Here is a 16150-nt window from a genome sequence, read left to right as displayed (position 1 = left end):
TTACAGACCGGCATGGGCGGCGATGGCGGCGGCGATGGCGATGGCCAGGTGCGTCGGGTTGCGCTTGATCGAGTACTGGGTCAGCTCCGGATGGCTTTCCACGAAGCTGGTGTTGAAGCGCCCGCTGCGGAATTCGGGATCGCGCAGGATGGCCTCGTAATAGGGCGCGGTGGTCTTCACCCCCTGCACGCGCATGTCGTCCAGGGCGCGCAGGCCACGGTCCATGGCCTCTTCCCAGGTCAGCGCCCAGACGATCAGCTTGAGGCACATGGAATCGTAGTACGGCGGTATTACGTAGCCGGTGTAGATGGCGGTGTCGGTACGCACCCCCGGGCCGCCCGGCGCGTAGTAGCGGGTGATCTTGCCGAAGCTCGGCAGGAAGTTGTTCTTGGGATCCTCGGCGTTGATGCGGAACTGCAGGGCGAAGCCGCGGTGCTGGACGTCTTCCTGGGCAAAGGACAGCGGCAGCCCGGAAGCGATGCGGATCTGCTCGCGGACGATGTCGATGCCGGTGATTTCCTCGGTGATGGTGTGCTCCACCTGCACCCGGGTGTTCATCTCCATGAAATACACCTCGCCCTCGGCGAGCAGGAATTCTACGGTACCGGCGTTCTCGTAGCCCACCGCCTTGGCGGCGCGCACGGCGAGATCACCGATGTAGGCGCGCTGCTCGGGGGTCAGCTGGGGGCTGGGGGCGATCTCGATCAGCTTCTGGTTGCGCCGCTGGATGGAGCAGTCGCGCTCGAACAGATGCACGGTGTTGCCGTGGCTGTCGGCGAGGATCTGCGCCTCGATGTGCTTGGGATTGACGATGCACTTCTCGAGAAACACCTCGGCCGAGCCGAAGGCCTTGGTCGCCTCGGAAATCACCCGCGGATAGGCCTGCTCCAGCTCCTCACGCGAGTTGCAGCGGCGGATACCGCGCCCGCCGCCGCCGGAGGTAGCCTTGAGCATCACCGGGTAACCGATACGATCGCCTTCGCGCAGGGCCTCGGCGATGTCCGCCACGTTGCCTTCGGTGCCCGGGGTGCAAGGCACGCCGGCGGCGATCATGCTGCGCCGCGCTTCGGTCTTGTCGCCCATGCGGCGAATGACCTCGGCGCACGGCCCGATGAAGCGGATACCGCGCTGGGCACAGATTTCCGCCAGTTCGGCGTTTTCGGAAAGGAAGCCATAGCCGGGATGCAGGGCATCGCAGCCGGTCTCCACGGCCAGGTTCACCAGCTTGCGCGGGTTGAGATAGCCCTCCAGCGGATCGCTGCCGATCCCATGGGCTTCGTCGGCACGTTTCACGTGGAGCGCTTGGCGATCGGCGTCGGAATAGACCGCTACCGAGCGGATGCCCATCTCGGCACAGGCACGCACGATGCGCACGGCGATCTCGCCCCGATTGGCGATAAGTATCTTCTTGATCACACCTGGCTCCTTGTCTGCTGCAACCTGCAGCCGCTTGTTATTGCCGGTGATCCGAAGCTACGCCAGGGCCTCTCTTATGGAAAATAAATAATTGTTGGATACTCCATAAGTCATCCCTTATGGATCTCGCCGATGCCCATGCGCAAGCCCTTGATGCGACTTACCTTCCGCCAGCTGCAGGTGTTCGAGGCCGTCTGCGAGGCCCGCTCCTACAGCCGCGCGGCCGACATCATGGCGCTCACCCAGCCGGCGGTGAGCCTGCAGGTGCGCCAGCTCGAAGAGGTGGTGGGCGCGCCGCTGTTCAACTACGTCAATCGCACCCTCTATCTCACCGAGGCCGGCGAGGCCTTGCGTCAGACCGGTCGCGATCTCTTCGCCCGGCTGGGCAGCCTGGACATGCAGCTGTCGAATCTGCGCGGTGCACTGCACGGCCAGCTACGCCTGGGGGTGGAGAGCAGCGCCCAGTACCTGGCACCGCACCTGTTCAGCCAGTTTCGTAGCAGCCATCCCCAGGTCGATCTGGCGCTGACCGTGGGCAACCATGCCCGGGTGCTACGAAGGCTGACGGAGAATCGCGAAGACGTGGCGCTGATGTCCGGCGTGCCGAGCGGCACGGATCTGGAGTTCCTGCCGCTGCTGGACAACGCCATCGTCGCCGTGGCGCGCCCGGGCCATGCGTTGGCCGGGCGCCGCGGGCTGAGCCTGCGCGACCTGACGACCTATCCGCTGCTGGTGCGCGAAGTCGGCTCCGGCACGCGCCAGGCCTGCGAGGACTATCTCAAGCAGAAGCGCGCCCACTTCGCCGAACAACTGGAGATCGGCGCCTTCGAGGCACAACGCGAAGCGGTCCGCGCCGGCCTCGGGCTGGCCCTGTTGCCGCGCCAGGCCATTCGCAGCGATCTCGCCGCCGGCAGCCTGGTTGAGCTGGACGTCGCCGAATTGCCGCTGCGACGTTCCTGGTGCGTGGTCCAGGTCCGTGGCAAGCCGCTGTCGCCAGTGGCCCAGGCCTTCGTCGACTATCTGCGCGGCCAGCGCAGCCTGATCAATGCGTTAGGTATTGCCCTGGAGCCTGCTGTCGGCGCTGGGCCTGGCGTTCGTCCAGCAGCTGATTGAGAAACAGCAGTTCATCGAGCTCCACGGCAAGCCGCTGTTCTTCGGCTCGGGCCTCGATGGCACGGCGGAATTTCATCCGCCGTTGATCCTGTAGCTTTCTGCGAGTCTTGCTGTCGAGACGAACGCTGGATTGCTGGATGAGAGCGGTCATGCCAATTCCTCCGGGCTGGGATCGGAATGGGCAGCTTCACCCTAACAGGTGACGGTTTGGCGACAGCGAGACGACTATTGGGTGTCGCTGTGCTTGGTCGACTTTGACGACAGTCGCAAGCTGCGCAGGCTGCGCTTCACGCTCTTGAGATGCTCGACCAGCGCCGGACCACGGGACATGGCCACGCCCATGGCCAGCACATCGATCACCACCAGGTGGGCGATGCGCGAGGTCAGGGGCACATAGATGTCGGTGTCCTCGTGCACGTCGATGGCGATGTTGACCGTGGACAGATCGGCCAGCGGCGTCTGCCCCGGGCAGATGGTGATCAGCGCGGCGCCGTTGTCGCGCACCAGATTGGCGGTGATCAGCAGATCCTTGGAACGCCCCGACTGGGAGATGCAGATGGCCGCATCGGAAGGCGTCAGGGTCGCCGCCGACATCGCCTGCATGTGCGGATCGGAATAGGCGGTGGCGCTGAGCTGCAGGCGAAAGAACTTGTGCTGGGCGTCGTTGGCCACCGAACCCGAGGCGCCAAAGCCGTAGAACATCACCCGCTGGGCCTTGGCGATCGCCTCGATGGCCGTTTCCAGGGCGCGCATGTCCAGGCGCTCGCGCACGTCCATGAGGGTGTGCAAGGTGGTGTCGAAGATCTTCAGGCTGAAGTCCTCCACCGCATCGTTCTCGTGGATGGCGAACTGGCCGAAACTGGCCCCCGCCGCCAGGCTCTGGGCCAGGCGCAGCTTGAGATCCTGGAATCCATCGCAGCCGATGGCCCGGCAGAAACGCACGATGGTGGGCTCGCTGACGCCAACGTTGTGGGCGAGGTCGGCCATGGAGCTGTGCATGACGGCAGCCGGATCCACCATGACCTGCTCGGCGACCTTGAGCTCCGACTTGCGCAGCAGGTGGCGGGATTGAGCAATGTGTTGCATGAGGTTCACAGGCGTGTCTCGTCTAGCGGGCGGATGTAGTGCGCCGTACTTATACTACATAACGGTCGCCAAGGCTCTTGGTCATTACGATTCAGCAGGGCCCTTCTCACGGTCGTACCGGCACCAGGTAGTCGCCTGAACAAGCCACTACCGGAAACTGGGCAGCTTTTGAACCGCTCTGCGCAAGGCCTTGCGCAGATTTCCGCGCAGGAGCGCACAGTCGCTCCGCCCGTGCTCTGTAGTCTTTTTTCAACCTACTGATCAGAAAGGATTTTTCAGTTCTGGCACAACCCTTGTTAGGTCTTGGTACCCGGGCCATGAAGCCCTATCACCAGGCAAGGAGAGCACCATGCCAACCCCCGCGTACCTGTCCCTCGAAGGCACCAAGCAAGGCCTGATCACCGCTGGCACCTTTACCGAGGACTCGGTCGGCAACATCTTCCAGGAAGGCCACGAAGACCAGATCCTGGTCCAGGCCTTCAACCATCAGGTGATCATTCCCCGCGATCCCCAGTCCGGTCAGCCCACCGGCCAGCGCGTGCACAAGCCGCTGATGATCACCAAGGTCTTCGACAAGGCCTCGCCGCTGATCTTCAACGCCCTCACCTCCGGCGAACGCCTCGGCAAGTGCCGCCTGGAGTGGTACCGCACCTCGGCCACCGGTACCCAGGAGCACTACTTCACCATCGAGCTGGAGGACGCCATCATCGTCGACGTCCAGTCGCGCATGCCCAACTGCCAGGACCCGAGCATGGCGCACTTCACCCACCTCGAAGACGTCTACTTCACCTACCGCAAGATCGTCTGGACCCATGAGGTCTCCGGCACCTCCGGCTCCGACGACTGGCGCTCGCCGATCGCCGCCTGACGCATCGATCACAGGCGTCCTTTCGAACCCCGGCCAGACCCGCTGGCCGGGGTTCGGCTGTCCTGCCCTACCCGCTTCGCCTCCCATCCGTCCGGTTTGGCGCTCCTTTCACCGCATCGGTAGAATGCGGCGATGAACGACGACATCTCCCTGCTGCTCAATTCCCTCAACGATGCCCAGCGCCAGGCCGTGGCCGCGCCCCTGGGTCGCCAACTGGTCCTGGCCGGTGCCGGCTCGGGCAAGACCCGGGTGCTGGTGCACCGCATCGCCTGGCTGATCCAGGTCGAGCGCGCCTCGCCGCACTCCATCCTCTCGGTGACCTTCACCAACAAGGCCGCCGCCGAGATGCGCCACCGCATCGAGCAATTGCTGGGCATGAGTCCGCAGGGCATGTGGGTCGGCACCTTCCACGGCCTGGCCCACCGTCTGCTGCGTGCCCACTGGCAGGAAGCGGGGCTGTCGCAGAATTTCCAGATCCTCGACAGCGATGACCAGCAGCGCATCGTCAAGCGGGTGATCCGCGAACTGGGCCTCGACGAGCAGCGCTGGCCAGCGCGCCAGGCGCAGTGGTTCATCAATGGCCAGAAGGACGAGGGCCTGCGGCCGCAGCACATCCAGGCCGCCGGTGACCTCTTCCTCAGCACCATGCGCAGCATCTACGAAGCCTACGAGGCGGCCTGCGCCCGTGCCGGGGTGATCGACTTCTCCGAGCTGTTGCTGCGCGCCCTGGATCTCTGGCGCAACAATCCCAGCCTGCTGGAACACTACCAGCGGCGCTTCCAGCATCTCTTGGTGGACGAATTCCAGGATACCAACGCCGTCCAGTACGCCTGGCTCAAGCACCTCGCCCAGAATGGTGCCAGTCTCATGGTGGTGGGCGACGACGACCAGTCCATCTATGGCTGGCGCGGTGCCAAGATCGAGAACATCCAGCAATTCAACGAGGACTTCTCGGCGGAGATCATCCGCCTGGAGCAGAACTACCGCTCCACCGACACCATCCTCAAGGCCGCCAACGGTCTGATCGCCCACAACTTCGGCCGGCTCGGCAAGGAATTGTGGACCGATACCGGCGAAGGCGAGGCCATCACCCTCTATGCCGGCTTCAACGAGCACGACGAGGCGCGCTACATCGTCGAGACCATCGAGAGCGAGTTCAAGAAGGGCACCCGGCGCAGCGAGATGGCCATCCTCTACCGTTCCAACGCCCAGTCGCGGGTGCTGGAAGAGGCACTGCTGCGCGAGAAGATCCCCTATCGCATCTATGGCGGCCTGAGGTTCTTCGAGCGTGCCGAAATCAAGAACGCCATGGCCTACCTGCGGCTGATCCAGCATCGCCATGACGACGCAGCTCTGGAGCGAGTGATCAACGTGCCGCCGCGGGGCATCGGTGAAAAGACCGTGGAAGCGCTGCGCACCGCCGCGCGTGCCCAGAACACCTCGCTATGGCAGGCGCTGCACGACCTGGTCGGCGCCCGCGCCGTGTCCGGTCGCGCCGCCTCGGCGCTCAACGTCTTCGTCGAGCTGGTCGATACCCTGGCGCTCAAGGCCGAGGACCTGTCCCTGCACAATCTGGTGCAGCAGATCATCGAACAGACCGGCCTGGTCACCTTCCACAAGGAAGAAAAGGGCGAAAAGGGGCAGGCTCGGGTGGAAAACCTGGAAGAACTGGTCAGCGCCGCCCGCTCCTTCGACTTCAGCGGCGACGAGGAGATGACGCCCCTGGCGGCCTTCCTCGACCACGCGGCGCTGGAGTCCGGCGATACCCAGGCCGACAGCCATGAAGACAGCGTCCAGTTGATGACCCTGCACAGCGCCAAGGGCCTGGAATTCCCCCTGGTGTTCCTGGCTGGCATGGAGGAAGGGCTGTTCCCGCACAAGATGAGCCTGGAAGAGCCTGGCCGGCTGGAAGAGGAACGCCGCCTGGCCTATGTCGGCATCACCCGCGCCATGCACCGGCTGGTGATGAGCTATGCGGAAACCCGCCGGCTCTATGGCAGCGAGACCTACAACAAGGTCTCGCGCTTCGTCCGCGAGGTACCGGACGGGCTGATCCAGGAGGTGCGGCTGTCCAATGCGGTCAAGCAGCCCTTCGCCGGCAGCCGTCCCAACCTCTTCGCCCAGGCACCGGTGCCGGAAACCACCTTCAGCCTCGGCCAGCCGGTGCGTCATGCCCTGTTCGGCGACGGTGTCATCCTCAACTACGAGGGCTCCGGCGCCCATGCCCGGGTGCAGGTGAACTTCAAGTCCGAAGGCAGCAAGTGGCTGATGGTGAGCTACGCCAAGCTCGAACCGCTCTAGGCGATGACCAGTTCCTGGCTGTTCTGGGCGCTCCTGGCAGCGGCCTTCGCCGCGCTCACGGCCATCTTCGGCAAGCTCGGCGTGGAACAGGTCAACGCCGACTTCGCCACCCTGTTACGCACCCTGGTGGTCGTGGTGGTCCTAGCGGCCATCGTCCTGGCTACCGGGCAGGCGCAACCCCTGGCCAGCATCGCCGGCCGTAGCTATCTGTTCCTGCTGCTCTCGGGCGTGGCCACCGGCTTGTCCTGGCTGTGCTACTACCGCGCGCTCAAGCTGGGCCCGGCCTCGCTGGTGGCGCCGGTGGACAAGTTGAGCGTGGTGCTGGTGGCGATCTTTGGTGTGGCGCTGCTGGGCGAGCGCCTGGACCTGCGCCAGTGGTGCGGCATCGCCGCCATTGGCGGGGGCGTACTGCTGCTTGCCTGGCGACCTTGAAGGGGCGCAGGAAAAGGGCCTGACCGCCGGTGGGAGATTGCCGGAAGGCAGAAAGCGGCCAAGCCCATTTCCTGCATTGCGCATTCCTTTGCCATCGACCCGCTTATTCAAACGAGCGACTTAGAGCGATTCTGCCGCGTCGATCCCCAGCCGGCAATGGCTGGATTGCGCAAAAGCGGCCTAATGATGTCCGCCCTTGTCCTGCTCCAGGGTTTCGATGAAGGCGATCTGCAGCCGCGAGTGGACGCGAATGAACCAGCGCCACAGCACCGCGATCACCACCACCGCGACCAGGCCGATCAGCAGCAGCAGCTCGCCGCGCGGCAGGATGCTGCTACTCAAGGCCGCGAGTAGCACCAGGATGCCGGCCAGCGACAGTAGCGGGATGAATTCGCTGACCAGTCGCCGTACCGGCTGGGTATAGCGCCCGGCCTGGTTCTGTCGCACGCTGAGTTCGGCCATCAGCATGGCCAGCGCCTTGAGCTTGCGATAGGCGGCGATCAGGCAAGGCAGTGAGAGCAGCAGCGCCCCACCCCAGATGCAGGCCTTCTGCAGATCGGGATCGGCGATCCAGGTGCTGAGCCAGCCCGCCAGCCCGCCGGCGAAATAGGCGCCGCCCAGGAAGATGGCGATGACCAGCGACAGGTTGATGCCGACCTGCAGCAGGATGCGCCTCATCATGCCGGCCAGGACCGCCTTCTCGCCCTGGGGCTGGATACTGCGCAGCCATTCGCCATAGATACCCAGCACCCGTTGCATGGGCTGCGGCAGCCAACGCCCGATCCACAGCGCCAGTGGATCGGCGGCCTTGATCAGATAGGGGGTGAGCAGCGTGGTGACCGCCGAGACGGCCACCGCCACCGGATAGAGGAAGTGACTGGTGACGCCCAGGGTGATTCCCAGGGTGGCGATGATGAAGGAGAACTCGCCGATCTGCGCCAGGCCCATGCCGACCCGCAGCGAGGTCCGACCGTCGTTGCCGGCGATCAGGGTTCCCAGGCTGCAGGCAAGGATCTTGCCCAGCACCACGACGACACTGATCACGGTGATCGGCCAGGCGTATTCCACCAACACCTTGGGATCGAGCAGCAGGCCGATGGCGACGAAGAAGATGGCGCTGAACATGTCGCGCAGCGGCTCCACCAGCTTCTCGATCTGCAGCAGCTGGCGCGACTCGGCCATGATGGCGCCGATCAGGAAGGCGCCCAGCACCACGCTGTATTCCAGCTTGGCCACCAGCAGGCAGAAACCGAAGCACAGCCCCAGCACCGTGATCAGCAGCATCTCGTTGCTTTCGAAGGTGGCCACGTAGGCCAGCAGGCGCGGTACCAGCAGGATGCCGACCACCAGCGCCACGATCATGAACAGACTCAGTTTGCCGAGGGTCGAGGCCACTGCGCCCGGCTCCACCGAGCCGCTCACCGCCAGGCCCGACAGCAGGGCGATGATGCCGATGCCGAGGATGTCCTCGACGATCAGCACGCCGAAGATCTGCTGGGCGAAGCGCTCGTGCTTCATCTTCAGTTCGTTGAGCGCCTTGACGATGATGGTGGTCGAGGAGATGGCCAGGATGGCGCCGAGGAACAGCGAATCCATGTGCGACCAGCCGAACATCTGCCCCACTTGGTAACCCAGCCAGAGCATCAGGCTGATCTCCAGGAAGGCGGCGATGAAGGCCGTGGCGCCTACGCGGAACAGCTTGCGCAACGAGAATTCCAGGCCGAGGCTGAACATCAGGAAGATCACCCCCACCTCGGCGAGGGTCTTGATGCTTTCTTCGTCGTGGATCAGACCGAATGGCGGTGTATGGGGTCCGATGATGAAGCCGGCGAGGATGTAGCCCAGGACGACGGGTTGCTTGAGGCGGTGGAAGAGGATGGTCACCACGCCGGCCACCAGCATGATGACGGCCATGTCCTGGATAAAAGCTAGAGCATGCATCGGCCGGGCCCTCCTATGACGGGCCGGGTTATCTCCCGACACCTGCGCTGACTGGAGTCCAAGACTAGCATCTGCAAACTCTTGTGACGGATTTTGCAAAAATCTGTAATAGATTGATGTGGCTAGAGATTTTGCGCTGTCCGCGGGGGCGACGTTGGTGGCCCAGGCGGCGAGCGCAAAGGGCAAAATACCGAAACAATTCACGCTGGCTGTACTTGACCGGGCAGCGCAAGATGTATCCAACACCAGACTCTTCACAGAGAGAACACCACATGCAACGCCTGATGAGCTTCTTCATGATCCTGTGCCTGGGCCTCACGCTCAGCCTGGACGCCAACGCCAAGCGCATGGGCGGCGGCAAGTCCGCTGGCGCCGCGCCCATTCACCAGACCCGCCAGGCCGCGCCGCCGCAGCAGCCGGGCATGGCCGCGCCCGCTGCTGGTGCTGGCGCCGCCGCTGCCGCCCGTCCCAGTGGCGCCTCGCGCTGGCTCGGCCCGCTGGCCGGTATCGCCGCCGGTGGCCTGCTGGCCTCCATGTTCATGGGTGACGGCTTCGAAGGCTTCCAGTTCTTCGACTTCCTGATCCTCGCGCTCATCGCCTTCGTGATCTTCCGCCTGATCGCCCGTCGCAAGCAGCAGGCCGGTCCGCAGCCTGCCGTGGCCGGTCATGCGCCCATGCAGCGTGAGATGCCCAACCAGCCCACCAATGGCGGTCTGTTCGGGGGTGCCACTGCTGGCGCCGCGCCGGTGATCAACGCGCCGAGCTGGTTCAATGCCGAGCGCTTCGTGGCCGCCGGTCGTGATCACTTCATGAGCCTGCAGCAGCACTGGGACGCCAACGAGATGGACAAGATCTCCGAATTCGTCACCCCGCAGATGCTGCAATGGCTGCGTGACGAGCGCGCCGCGCTGGGCGAAGGCTTCCAGTCCACCTACATCGAGAACCTGAACGCCACCCTGGACGGTGTCGAGGATCTGCAGGGCAAGACCATCGCCACCATCACCTTCAACGGTGTGTCCAAGGAATCGCGTTTCGACCAGGGCCAGCCGTTCAGCGAAAGCTGGCGCATGGAGCGCATGGCCGGCGAGAACCAGCCTTGGCTGCTGGCCGGTATCCGCCAGAACGCCTGATAACGGCGCTTTACCCGAAAGCCCGGCTCTACGCCGGGCTTTTTCATGGGCGTCGCCTGCCGAACATCTCTCGAAACCGCTATCAAGTCCGTACGGAAGCTGCCGTTATCCCGGACTGAACTGCTAACCTTGCGCGCCTCTTTCCCTTTATCCGGCGCGCATTCCGAGAGAGGCCTGCTATGGAAGACGTCATCGAACGCCTGCGTGAAGAAAACGAACCCGTTCCCGTACCCCTGGAGCTGCCCGACGAAGACCTGCTGGTCGAGATCGAGGAAGAACTGCTCATCAGCCTGCCACCGGAATTCCGCGAATTCCTGCTGACCGTCAGCGACGTGGTCTATGGCCGTATCGAACCGGTGACCGTCACCGATCCCCAGTCCCATACCTATCTGCCGGAAGTGGCTGCCACCGCCTGGGACGAAGGCCTGCCGCGGGAGTACATCCCTCTCTGCGCCAGCGACGATGGTTACTACTGCGTCAGCCAGGAAGGCGAGGTACTGTTGTGGGAAGACGGTGACCTGACCGACGAGTCCTGGGATTCGGTCTGGATCTGGGCTCGCGACGTCTGGTTGGAAAGCTGACCGAGCCGGTACTGAACGACCTTGCCTGACACGGGTCTGGATAAGGCCATCACTCCGGAGGAAGCGTCATGAGCACTCCCGTCGTCCTGATCACCGGTGCCGCGGGCGGCCTCGGCCGCGCCCTGGCGCAACGCTTCGCCCAGAGTCGCTGGCGCGTCGCCGCCGCCGACCGCGATGCCGAGGGCCTACACGGACTCAACGGCATCGTCGGCCTGGATTCCAGCGTGACCGCCGATATCTCCAGCGCCGAAGGCTGCCGCTCCCTGGTCAGCAAGGTCATGGCCCGCACCGGGCGCCTGGACGCCCTGATCAACGCGGCCGGCATCTGGCGCGAAGGCGAGGTGGAGACCTTTACCGAGGACGACTACGACCTGGTGATGGCGGTCAATCTCAAGGCCACCTTCTTCATGTGCTCGGCGGCCATCCCCTTCCTCAAGGAAAATCGCGGCGTCATCATCAACGTCGCCAGCGGGGCCGGGCGCCAGCCCATCGCGGGCGCCGCGGCCTATGGCGCCGCCAAGGCGGCAGTGCGTTTCTTCAGCCAGAATCTGGCGGTAGAGCTGGCGCGCGATGGCGTGCGGGTCAATGCCGTCTCGCCGGGCGACATCGATACGCCCATGCTGGACTTTCAGGCCGCCCACTATGGCAGCGGCGACCCGGCCGGTTATCGTCGCAATCTGCTCAATCGCTACCCCCAGGGCGATACCGCTCGCTTCATCCAGCCGGAGGAAGTGGCTGAGTTTGTCTATTTCCTCTGTCAGCCCCAGGCGGCGGCCATTTCCGGTGCCGACCTGCCCATCGACTTCGGGCTCTCCGCCGGCCGTTGATGGCTGTGACAGACGGCGCCGTTGCGCCGTCTACAGGATTTTCCCCCCTCGAGGATTCGCCCATGGAAGCCGGCAACCACCAGTTGAGCATGACCATCCTGATGACCCCGGACCTGGCCAACTTTTCCGGCAATGTCCACGGCGGCGCCCTGCTCAAGCACCTCGACGAAGTGGCCTACGCCTGTGCCAGCCGCTATGCCGGACGCTATGTGGTGACCCTCTCGGTGGATCAGGTGATCTTTCGCGAGCCGGTGCATGTCGGCGAATTGGTGACCTTTCTCGCCTCGGTGAACTACACCGGGACCACCTCGATGGAAATCGGCGTCAAGGTGATCACCGAGAACATCCAGCAGCGTTCGGTGCGCCACACCAACAGCTGTTTCTTCACCATGGTGGCGGTGGACGAGAACGGCAAGTCCTGCCCGGTCCCGCAGCTGGAACCGGTGACCGCGGACGAGAAGCGACGCTGTGTGCAGGCCCAGCAGCGCCGGCAGATCCGTCGGGAACTTCAAGAGCGCTATCAGGCACTCAAGGAAACCTTTTGAGTTTTGCCGGCTAGGTCGCCGTCGTTCGACGGCAGCGGCTCCAGGATCTGGCAATCCAAATCCTTGGAGCCAGCATGTCCCATGACACCCCTCTGATATCCACCCTGGCCATCGGCCTGGTCCTGGCCTTCGCCTTCGGCACCCTGGCCACCCGCCTGCGCCTGCCGCCCATCGCCGGCTATCTGCTTGCCGGCGTGGCCGCCGGCCCCTTCACCCCCGGCTTCGTCGCCGATCCCGAGCTGTCCAAGGAACTGACCGAAATCGGCGTCATCCTGCTGATGTTCGGTGTGGGCCTGCACTTTTCCATCAAGGATCTACTGGCGGTCAAACGCATCGCCATTCCCGGTGCCATCGTGCAGATCGCCGCCGCCACTCTCATGGGCATGGGGGTGAGCCACTTCCTGGGCTGGGGCCTGGGCAGTGGCCTGGTCTTTGGCCTGTCGCTGTCGGTGGCCAGTACCGTGGTGCTGCTGCGGGCCCTGGAAGAACGCCAGATGGTGGAAAGCCGGCGCGGACGGATCGCCGTCGGCTGGCTGATCGTGGAAGACCTGCTGATGGTGTTGGCCCTGGTGATCCTGCCGGCGCTGGCCGGGCCCCTGGGTGGCGATAGCGGCGAAGAGCCGGGCCAGAGCCTGGGGCTGGAACTGGGCCTCACCGCGCTCAAGGTGAGTGCCTTCATCGCCCTGATGCTGCTGGTGGGCCGGCGGGTCATTCCCTGGCTGCTGGCCCGGGTGGTCCGTACCGGTTCACGCGAACTCTTCACCCTGGCGACCCTGGCCATCGCCATGGGCATCGCCTATGGCTCGGCCTCGCTGTTCGGGGTGTCCTTCGCCCTGGGCGCCTTCTTTGCCGGCGTGGTGCTCAACGAATCGGAACTCAGCCATGACGCTGCGGAAAATTCGCTGCCCCTGCGCGAAGCCTTCGCCGTGCTGTTCTTCTTTTCCGTAGGTTGCCTGTTCGATCCGGAGATCCTGCTGGAGCAACCCCTGGCGGTGCTGGCGACGGTGGCGGTGATCGTCCTCGGCAAGTCCATCGCCGCGACTCTGATCGTCCTGGCCTATCGCCGCCCCCTGAGCGTGGCCCTGACCATCGCCGCCAGCCTGGCGCAGATTGGCGAGTTCTCTTTCATCCTGGCCAGCCTCGGCCTATCGCTGAAACTGATCGACCAGGGCGCCCACGACCTCATCCTGGCCGCCGCCATCATCTCCATCATCCTCAATCCCCTGCTGTTCCACGGTATCGATCGCCTGCAGCCGTGGATGGAGCGCCGCGAAGGTCGTCGGCTGATCAATGCCAAGGGCAAGCACGCACCGGAACTGGACGACGAACCCGAGCAGATCGAGCAGAGCGGCCACCTGGTGCTGGTGGGCTATGGACGGGTGGGTCGCTACATCTGCGATCGCCTGGATCGCCAGGGACCGCCGCTGATCGTGATCGCGGACGAGCCGGAACACGTCACGGCGCTACGCCAGCAGGGCTTCACCGCGATCCTGGGCAACGCGACCCAGGACAAGGTGCTGGCGCGGGCCAAGCTCAAGGAGGCACGCGCCCTGCTGCTGGCGATTCCCAACGGCTTCGAGGCCGCCGAGATCGCCCGCCGCGCTCGCGAGCTGGCGCCGGACCTGCATATCCTCGCCCGTGCCCATCACGATGACGAGATCCGGCATCTGGAGAATCATGGCGTGGATGAGGTGATCATGGGCGAACGCGAGATCGCCCATGGCATGTTCCGCTATCTGGGCCTGGAGCGGCCCGGGGAACATGAGGCGGCGCCCAGGGGCTCCGCCGCTTAGCGACCTAGCGACCTAGCGGCGCTGGATCTTGAAGTTGAAGGTCTTGGTGGCCTTGCGCGGCACGATCTGACCGCCGGAAACCCGGGGGGCGAAGCGCCATTCGCCCAGCACGTCGAGCACGGCGCGCTCCAGTTGCTTGTTGGAGGCTTCCAGTACCTGGATGTCAGCCAGTCGACCGTCGGCGGTCACGGTGAACATCACCCTTACTTCGCCGCCCACGCCGCGGCGACGCAGCATTTCCGGATACTCCGGCGGTGTCATCTTGATCGGCCGGATGTCGGCGTCGTCGATACTGCCAGTGGGCAGGCCGGCGGTCTTTGGCGGACCGGAAGGCGCGACGGCCGGTGCCGGCTGACTGGGCGCAGCTGTTGCCGCCGGTGCTGGTGACGGCGTCGCCTGGGCCACGGGCTCCGGGGCCGGTTCGACCTTTTTCGGCAGCGGCTTCTGCTGGCTGTGCTCGACCGGCTTGGGCTTCGGCTTGGGTTTGGGCTTCTCCACCACCGGCTTGGGTGGCTCCACCGGTTTCGGCGGTTCCACGGGCTTGGGCGGCTCCGGTGGCGGCGGTTCGGGTTGCGGTGGCGGCGGCGCGGGCGGTGCCGGGGTTGGCGCAGGCGGCTCGGGAACCGGCTTGGGCAATTGGATGAAGCTGACCTGCATGGGCTCATCGCCCTTGGCGATCTTCAACTCTGGCGGCGCCTGAACCACCATGAACAAGGCCACCGCCATGCTGGCGTGCATGATCAACGACAGCGCCGAGGCAGTGCCCCAGCCGCGGCCGCGCGGTAGCTGCTCGCCCGGCTCGGCCGCACCAACCGGGGTCAGCACCGGCGTCACGATCTCTTCGTTACGCTCGGGCATGCGGAACGACAGGATGGTGGCCGAGGGTTCGCTACGCTTGGCATTGACCCCCGCCACGGGCTCCACGTCACCTGCCAGGGCGGCCCTGACGGGACCCTGAACGGATTCCACCTCATCACCGTCGGAACGCGCAGCAACTACGAGAGGTTCAGGCTTGGCAAGGGACGTTGGAGCCATGGGAGCTATACGCAGAGGAAGTAAATTTAATAATCATTATCATTAACTGAAAAGATTTGGCAACCTCAAATGTCGCGAATGGTGCCGCGCAGGCCTTTTTCGAGCGCCTCTAGGTCCGGCATCTCATCCAGGATCAACTCCAGCCGATTGTCGCGGCGCCACAGGGTCGACTCCCAATCGCCCTGCTCAGCTACACCATTGTAGGCCTGCCAACCATCCGCCAACTGCAGGACCGCCTTCAGCCTGAGCAGCCCGGGGAGACCACCCAGCAGGGCCAGCAACGCCGGGCCATCGAAGCGGTGGCTGGGATGCCAGCGCCAACCGACGGCATGGTGTCCTTCCTGGGTATGGCTAAAGCGCAGCGGGCGCCCGGGTAGCAACAGTGCCTGGGGACTGGAAGCCACTCCGAGCTGGGGTACCTCATGGTCAGCCGACGCCTCACCGTCAACCAAAGGCAGTTCGGCCAGGGTGATCCGCCCGCCTTCGGTCCAATACAGTGGCCGGTCGCCCAGTCGCGCAGGCAAGCCCGTCCGATCCAGGCCGGCGCTCTTGTTGAGCACGATCAGACCAGCCTGCTCCAGTGCCTGTTGTTGGGCCTCAGGCAGGGCCTGGCCTGCCAGTAGTTGTCCGGCATCCACCACCCAGATCAGGGGTTGCAGAGTCAGTACCCCGGTCCAGGGCGGCGCCTGGAGTTGCCGATAGAGGCTGGCGGGATGGCCCAGGCCGGAAGGCTCGATGAACAGCCGCTGCGGTCGCGCGCGCCGGAGCAACCGGGTGAGGGCTACCTGCAGGGGCACGCCTTGGACGCAGCACAGGCAACCACCCGGGACCTCGGCGATACTCAGGCCCGCATCATCGCGAGTCATGAGCGCAGCGTCGAGACCGACCTGGCCGAATTCGTTGACCAGGATCGCCCAACGCTCATTGGCGGGACGCTGGGCGAACAGCTGGCGGATCAGGGTGGTCTTGCCGGCGCCCAGGGGACCGGCGATCACATGGGTCTTGATATCGGCGAGGCGCATGGCGAGAGGTCGGATGCTAGAGTGGCGATTTCATCAGGGAGATGGGCTGGAATGTGGCGA

General features: G+C 64.7%; 15 protein-coding genes. 9 read left to right on the top strand and 6 right to left on the bottom strand.

The window, feature by feature from the left end:
* A complete protein-coding gene (locus FEZ61_RS12145; RefSeq protein ID WP_173148801.1) occupies positions 1-1416 on the bottom strand; it encodes an acetyl-CoA carboxylase biotin carboxylase subunit in 1416 nt (471 codons plus the stop codon).
* A gap of 138 nt (positions 1417-1554) precedes the next feature.
* Between FEZ61_RS12145 and FEZ61_RS12140 the strand changes: the two genes are divergently transcribed.
* Entirely contained in the window at positions 1555-2529 is a 975-nt protein-coding gene (locus FEZ61_RS12140) for a LysR family transcriptional regulator (protein ID WP_173148799.1), read from the top strand.
* On the opposite strand, the gene FEZ61_RS24405 is transcribed toward FEZ61_RS12140, so the two are convergent.
* Together FEZ61_RS24405 and hexR are read right to left on the bottom strand one after the other, a co-directional pair.
* Positions 2459-2680 carry a hypothetical protein gene (locus FEZ61_RS24405; protein ID WP_081594569.1) on the bottom strand — a complete coding sequence of 74 codons (222 nt, stop codon included), beginning with the start codon at positions 2678-2680 and terminating at the stop codon, positions 2459-2461. The two genes, FEZ61_RS12140 and FEZ61_RS24405, sit on opposite strands and share 71 nt — an antisense overlap.
* A 74-nt stretch (positions 2681-2754) precedes the next feature.
* Positions 2755-3624, bottom strand: coding sequence for a transcriptional regulator HexR (gene hexR / locus FEZ61_RS12135; protein WP_017639169.1), 870 nt, complete (start codon positions 3622-3624; stop codon positions 2755-2757).
* Positions 3625-3964: 340 nt separating this feature from the next.
* On the opposite strand from hexR, the gene FEZ61_RS12130 reads away from it, so the two are divergent.
* The 3 genes from FEZ61_RS12130 (at position 3965) to FEZ61_RS12120 (ending at position 7216) form a co-directional block, all read left to right on the top strand.
* Complete coding sequence (locus FEZ61_RS12130) at positions 3965-4483, top strand: Hcp family type VI secretion system effector (RefSeq protein ID WP_017639168.1); 519 nt, start codon at positions 3965-3967, stop codon at positions 4481-4483.
* A gap of 132 nt (positions 4484-4615) precedes the next feature.
* On the top strand, positions 4616-6784 hold the full coding sequence (gene uvrD, locus FEZ61_RS12125; protein ID WP_173148797.1) for a DNA helicase II: 2169 nt from the start codon (positions 4616-4618) through the stop codon (positions 6782-6784).
* 3 nt (positions 6785-6787) lie between these two features.
* Positions 6788-7216 (top strand): EamA family transporter, encoded by a 429-nt coding sequence (locus tag FEZ61_RS12120; RefSeq protein ID WP_017639166.1) that lies wholly within the window; start codon positions 6788-6790, stop codon positions 7214-7216.
* Between the two features lie 180 nt (positions 7217-7396).
* On the opposite strand, the gene FEZ61_RS12115 is transcribed toward FEZ61_RS12120, so the two are convergent.
* Positions 7397-9157, bottom strand: coding sequence for a cation:proton antiporter (locus FEZ61_RS12115; RefSeq protein WP_026083623.1), 1761 nt, complete (start codon positions 9155-9157; stop codon positions 7397-7399).
* 272 nt (positions 9158-9429) lie between these two features.
* On the opposite strand from FEZ61_RS12115, the gene FEZ61_RS12110 reads away from it, so the two are divergent.
* The 5 genes from FEZ61_RS12110 to ybaL all read left to right on the top strand — a co-directional run bounded on the left by FEZ61_RS12110 (position 9430) and on the right by ybaL (position 14033).
* A complete protein-coding gene (locus FEZ61_RS12110) occupies positions 9430-10287 on the top strand; it encodes a Tim44 domain-containing protein (protein WP_017639164.1) in 858 nt (285 codons plus the stop codon).
* Between the two features lie 179 nt (positions 10288-10466).
* Entirely contained in the window at positions 10467-10868 is a 402-nt protein-coding gene (locus FEZ61_RS12105) for an SMI1/KNR4 family protein (RefSeq protein ID WP_017639163.1), read from the top strand.
* Between the two features lie 68 nt (positions 10869-10936).
* Positions 10937-11695 carry an SDR family oxidoreductase gene (locus tag FEZ61_RS12100; RefSeq protein ID WP_007160108.1) on the top strand — a complete coding sequence of 253 codons (759 nt, stop codon included), beginning with the start codon at positions 10937-10939 and terminating at the stop codon, positions 11693-11695.
* 62 nt (positions 11696-11757) lie between these two features.
* Positions 11758-12240, top strand: a complete 483-nt coding sequence (locus FEZ61_RS12095) for an acyl-CoA thioesterase (protein ID WP_007160109.1) — start codon at positions 11758-11760, stop codon at positions 12238-12240.
* A 74-nt stretch (positions 12241-12314) separates the two neighbouring features.
* Positions 12315-14033, top strand: a complete 1719-nt coding sequence (gene ybaL / locus FEZ61_RS12090; RefSeq protein WP_173148795.1) for a YbaL family putative K(+) efflux transporter — start codon at positions 12315-12317, stop codon at positions 14031-14033.
* 12 nt (positions 14034-14045) lie between these two features.
* On the opposite strand, the gene FEZ61_RS12085 is transcribed toward ybaL, so the two are convergent.
* Complete coding sequence (locus tag FEZ61_RS12085) at positions 14046-15002, bottom strand: TonB family protein (protein ID WP_173148793.1); 957 nt, start codon at positions 15000-15002, stop codon at positions 14046-14048.
* A 131-nt stretch (positions 15003-15133) separates the two neighbouring features.
* Positions 15134-16090 carry a CobW-like GTP-binding protein gene (locus tag FEZ61_RS12080; protein ID WP_173148791.1) on the bottom strand — a complete coding sequence of 319 codons (957 nt, stop codon included), beginning with the start codon at positions 16088-16090 and terminating at the stop codon, positions 15134-15136.
* Between the last annotated feature and the right edge of the window lie 60 nt (positions 16091-16150).

The sequence above is a fragment of the Pseudomonas sp. MS15a(2019) genome (assembly GCF_013277805.1).
GTDB classification, from domain to species: Bacteria; Pseudomonadota; Gammaproteobacteria; order Pseudomonadales; family Pseudomonadaceae; genus Chryseomonas; species Chryseomonas benzopyrenica.
The sequence above is the reverse complement of the archived record's forward strand: the minus strand, read 5'-3'. Positions and strand labels throughout refer to the sequence as shown.

Excerpts from the sequence above, each read along its gene's own strand:
- uvrD (WP_173148797.1), top strand. The coding sequence starts at position 4,616 with ATGAACGACGACATCTCCCTGCTGCTCAATTCCCTCAACGATGCCCAG.
- FEZ61_RS12095 (WP_007160109.1), top strand. The coding sequence starts at position 11,758 with ATGGAAGCCGGCAACCACCAGTTGAGCATGACCATCCTGATGACCCCG.
- FEZ61_RS12100 (WP_007160108.1), top strand. The coding sequence starts at position 10,937 with ATGAGCACTCCCGTCGTCCTGATCACCGGTGCCGCGGGCGGCCTCGGC.
- FEZ61_RS12140 (WP_173148799.1), top strand. The coding sequence starts at position 1,555 with ATGCGCAAGCCCTTGATGCGACTTACCTTCCGCCAGCTGCAGGTGTTC.
- FEZ61_RS12115 (WP_026083623.1), bottom strand. The coding sequence starts at position 9,157 with ATGCATGCTCTAGCTTTTATCCAGGACATGGCCGTCATCATGCTGGTG.
- FEZ61_RS12080 (WP_173148791.1), bottom strand. The coding sequence starts at position 16,090 with ATGCGCCTCGCCGATATCAAGACCCATGTGATCGCCGGTCCCCTGGGC.
- FEZ61_RS24405 (WP_081594569.1), bottom strand. The coding sequence starts at position 2,680 with ATGACCGCTCTCATCCAGCAATCCAGCGTTCGTCTCGACAGCAAGACT.
- ybaL (WP_173148795.1), top strand. The coding sequence starts at position 12,315 with ATGTCCCATGACACCCCTCTGATATCCACCCTGGCCATCGGCCTGGTC.
- FEZ61_RS12120 (WP_017639166.1), top strand. The coding sequence starts at position 6,788 with ATGACCAGTTCCTGGCTGTTCTGGGCGCTCCTGGCAGCGGCCTTCGCC.
- FEZ61_RS12105 (WP_017639163.1), top strand. The coding sequence starts at position 10,467 with ATGGAAGACGTCATCGAACGCCTGCGTGAAGAAAACGAACCCGTTCCC.
- FEZ61_RS12130 (WP_017639168.1), top strand. The coding sequence starts at position 3,965 with ATGCCAACCCCCGCGTACCTGTCCCTCGAAGGCACCAAGCAAGGCCTG.
- FEZ61_RS12110 (WP_017639164.1), top strand. The coding sequence starts at position 9,430 with ATGCAACGCCTGATGAGCTTCTTCATGATCCTGTGCCTGGGCCTCACG.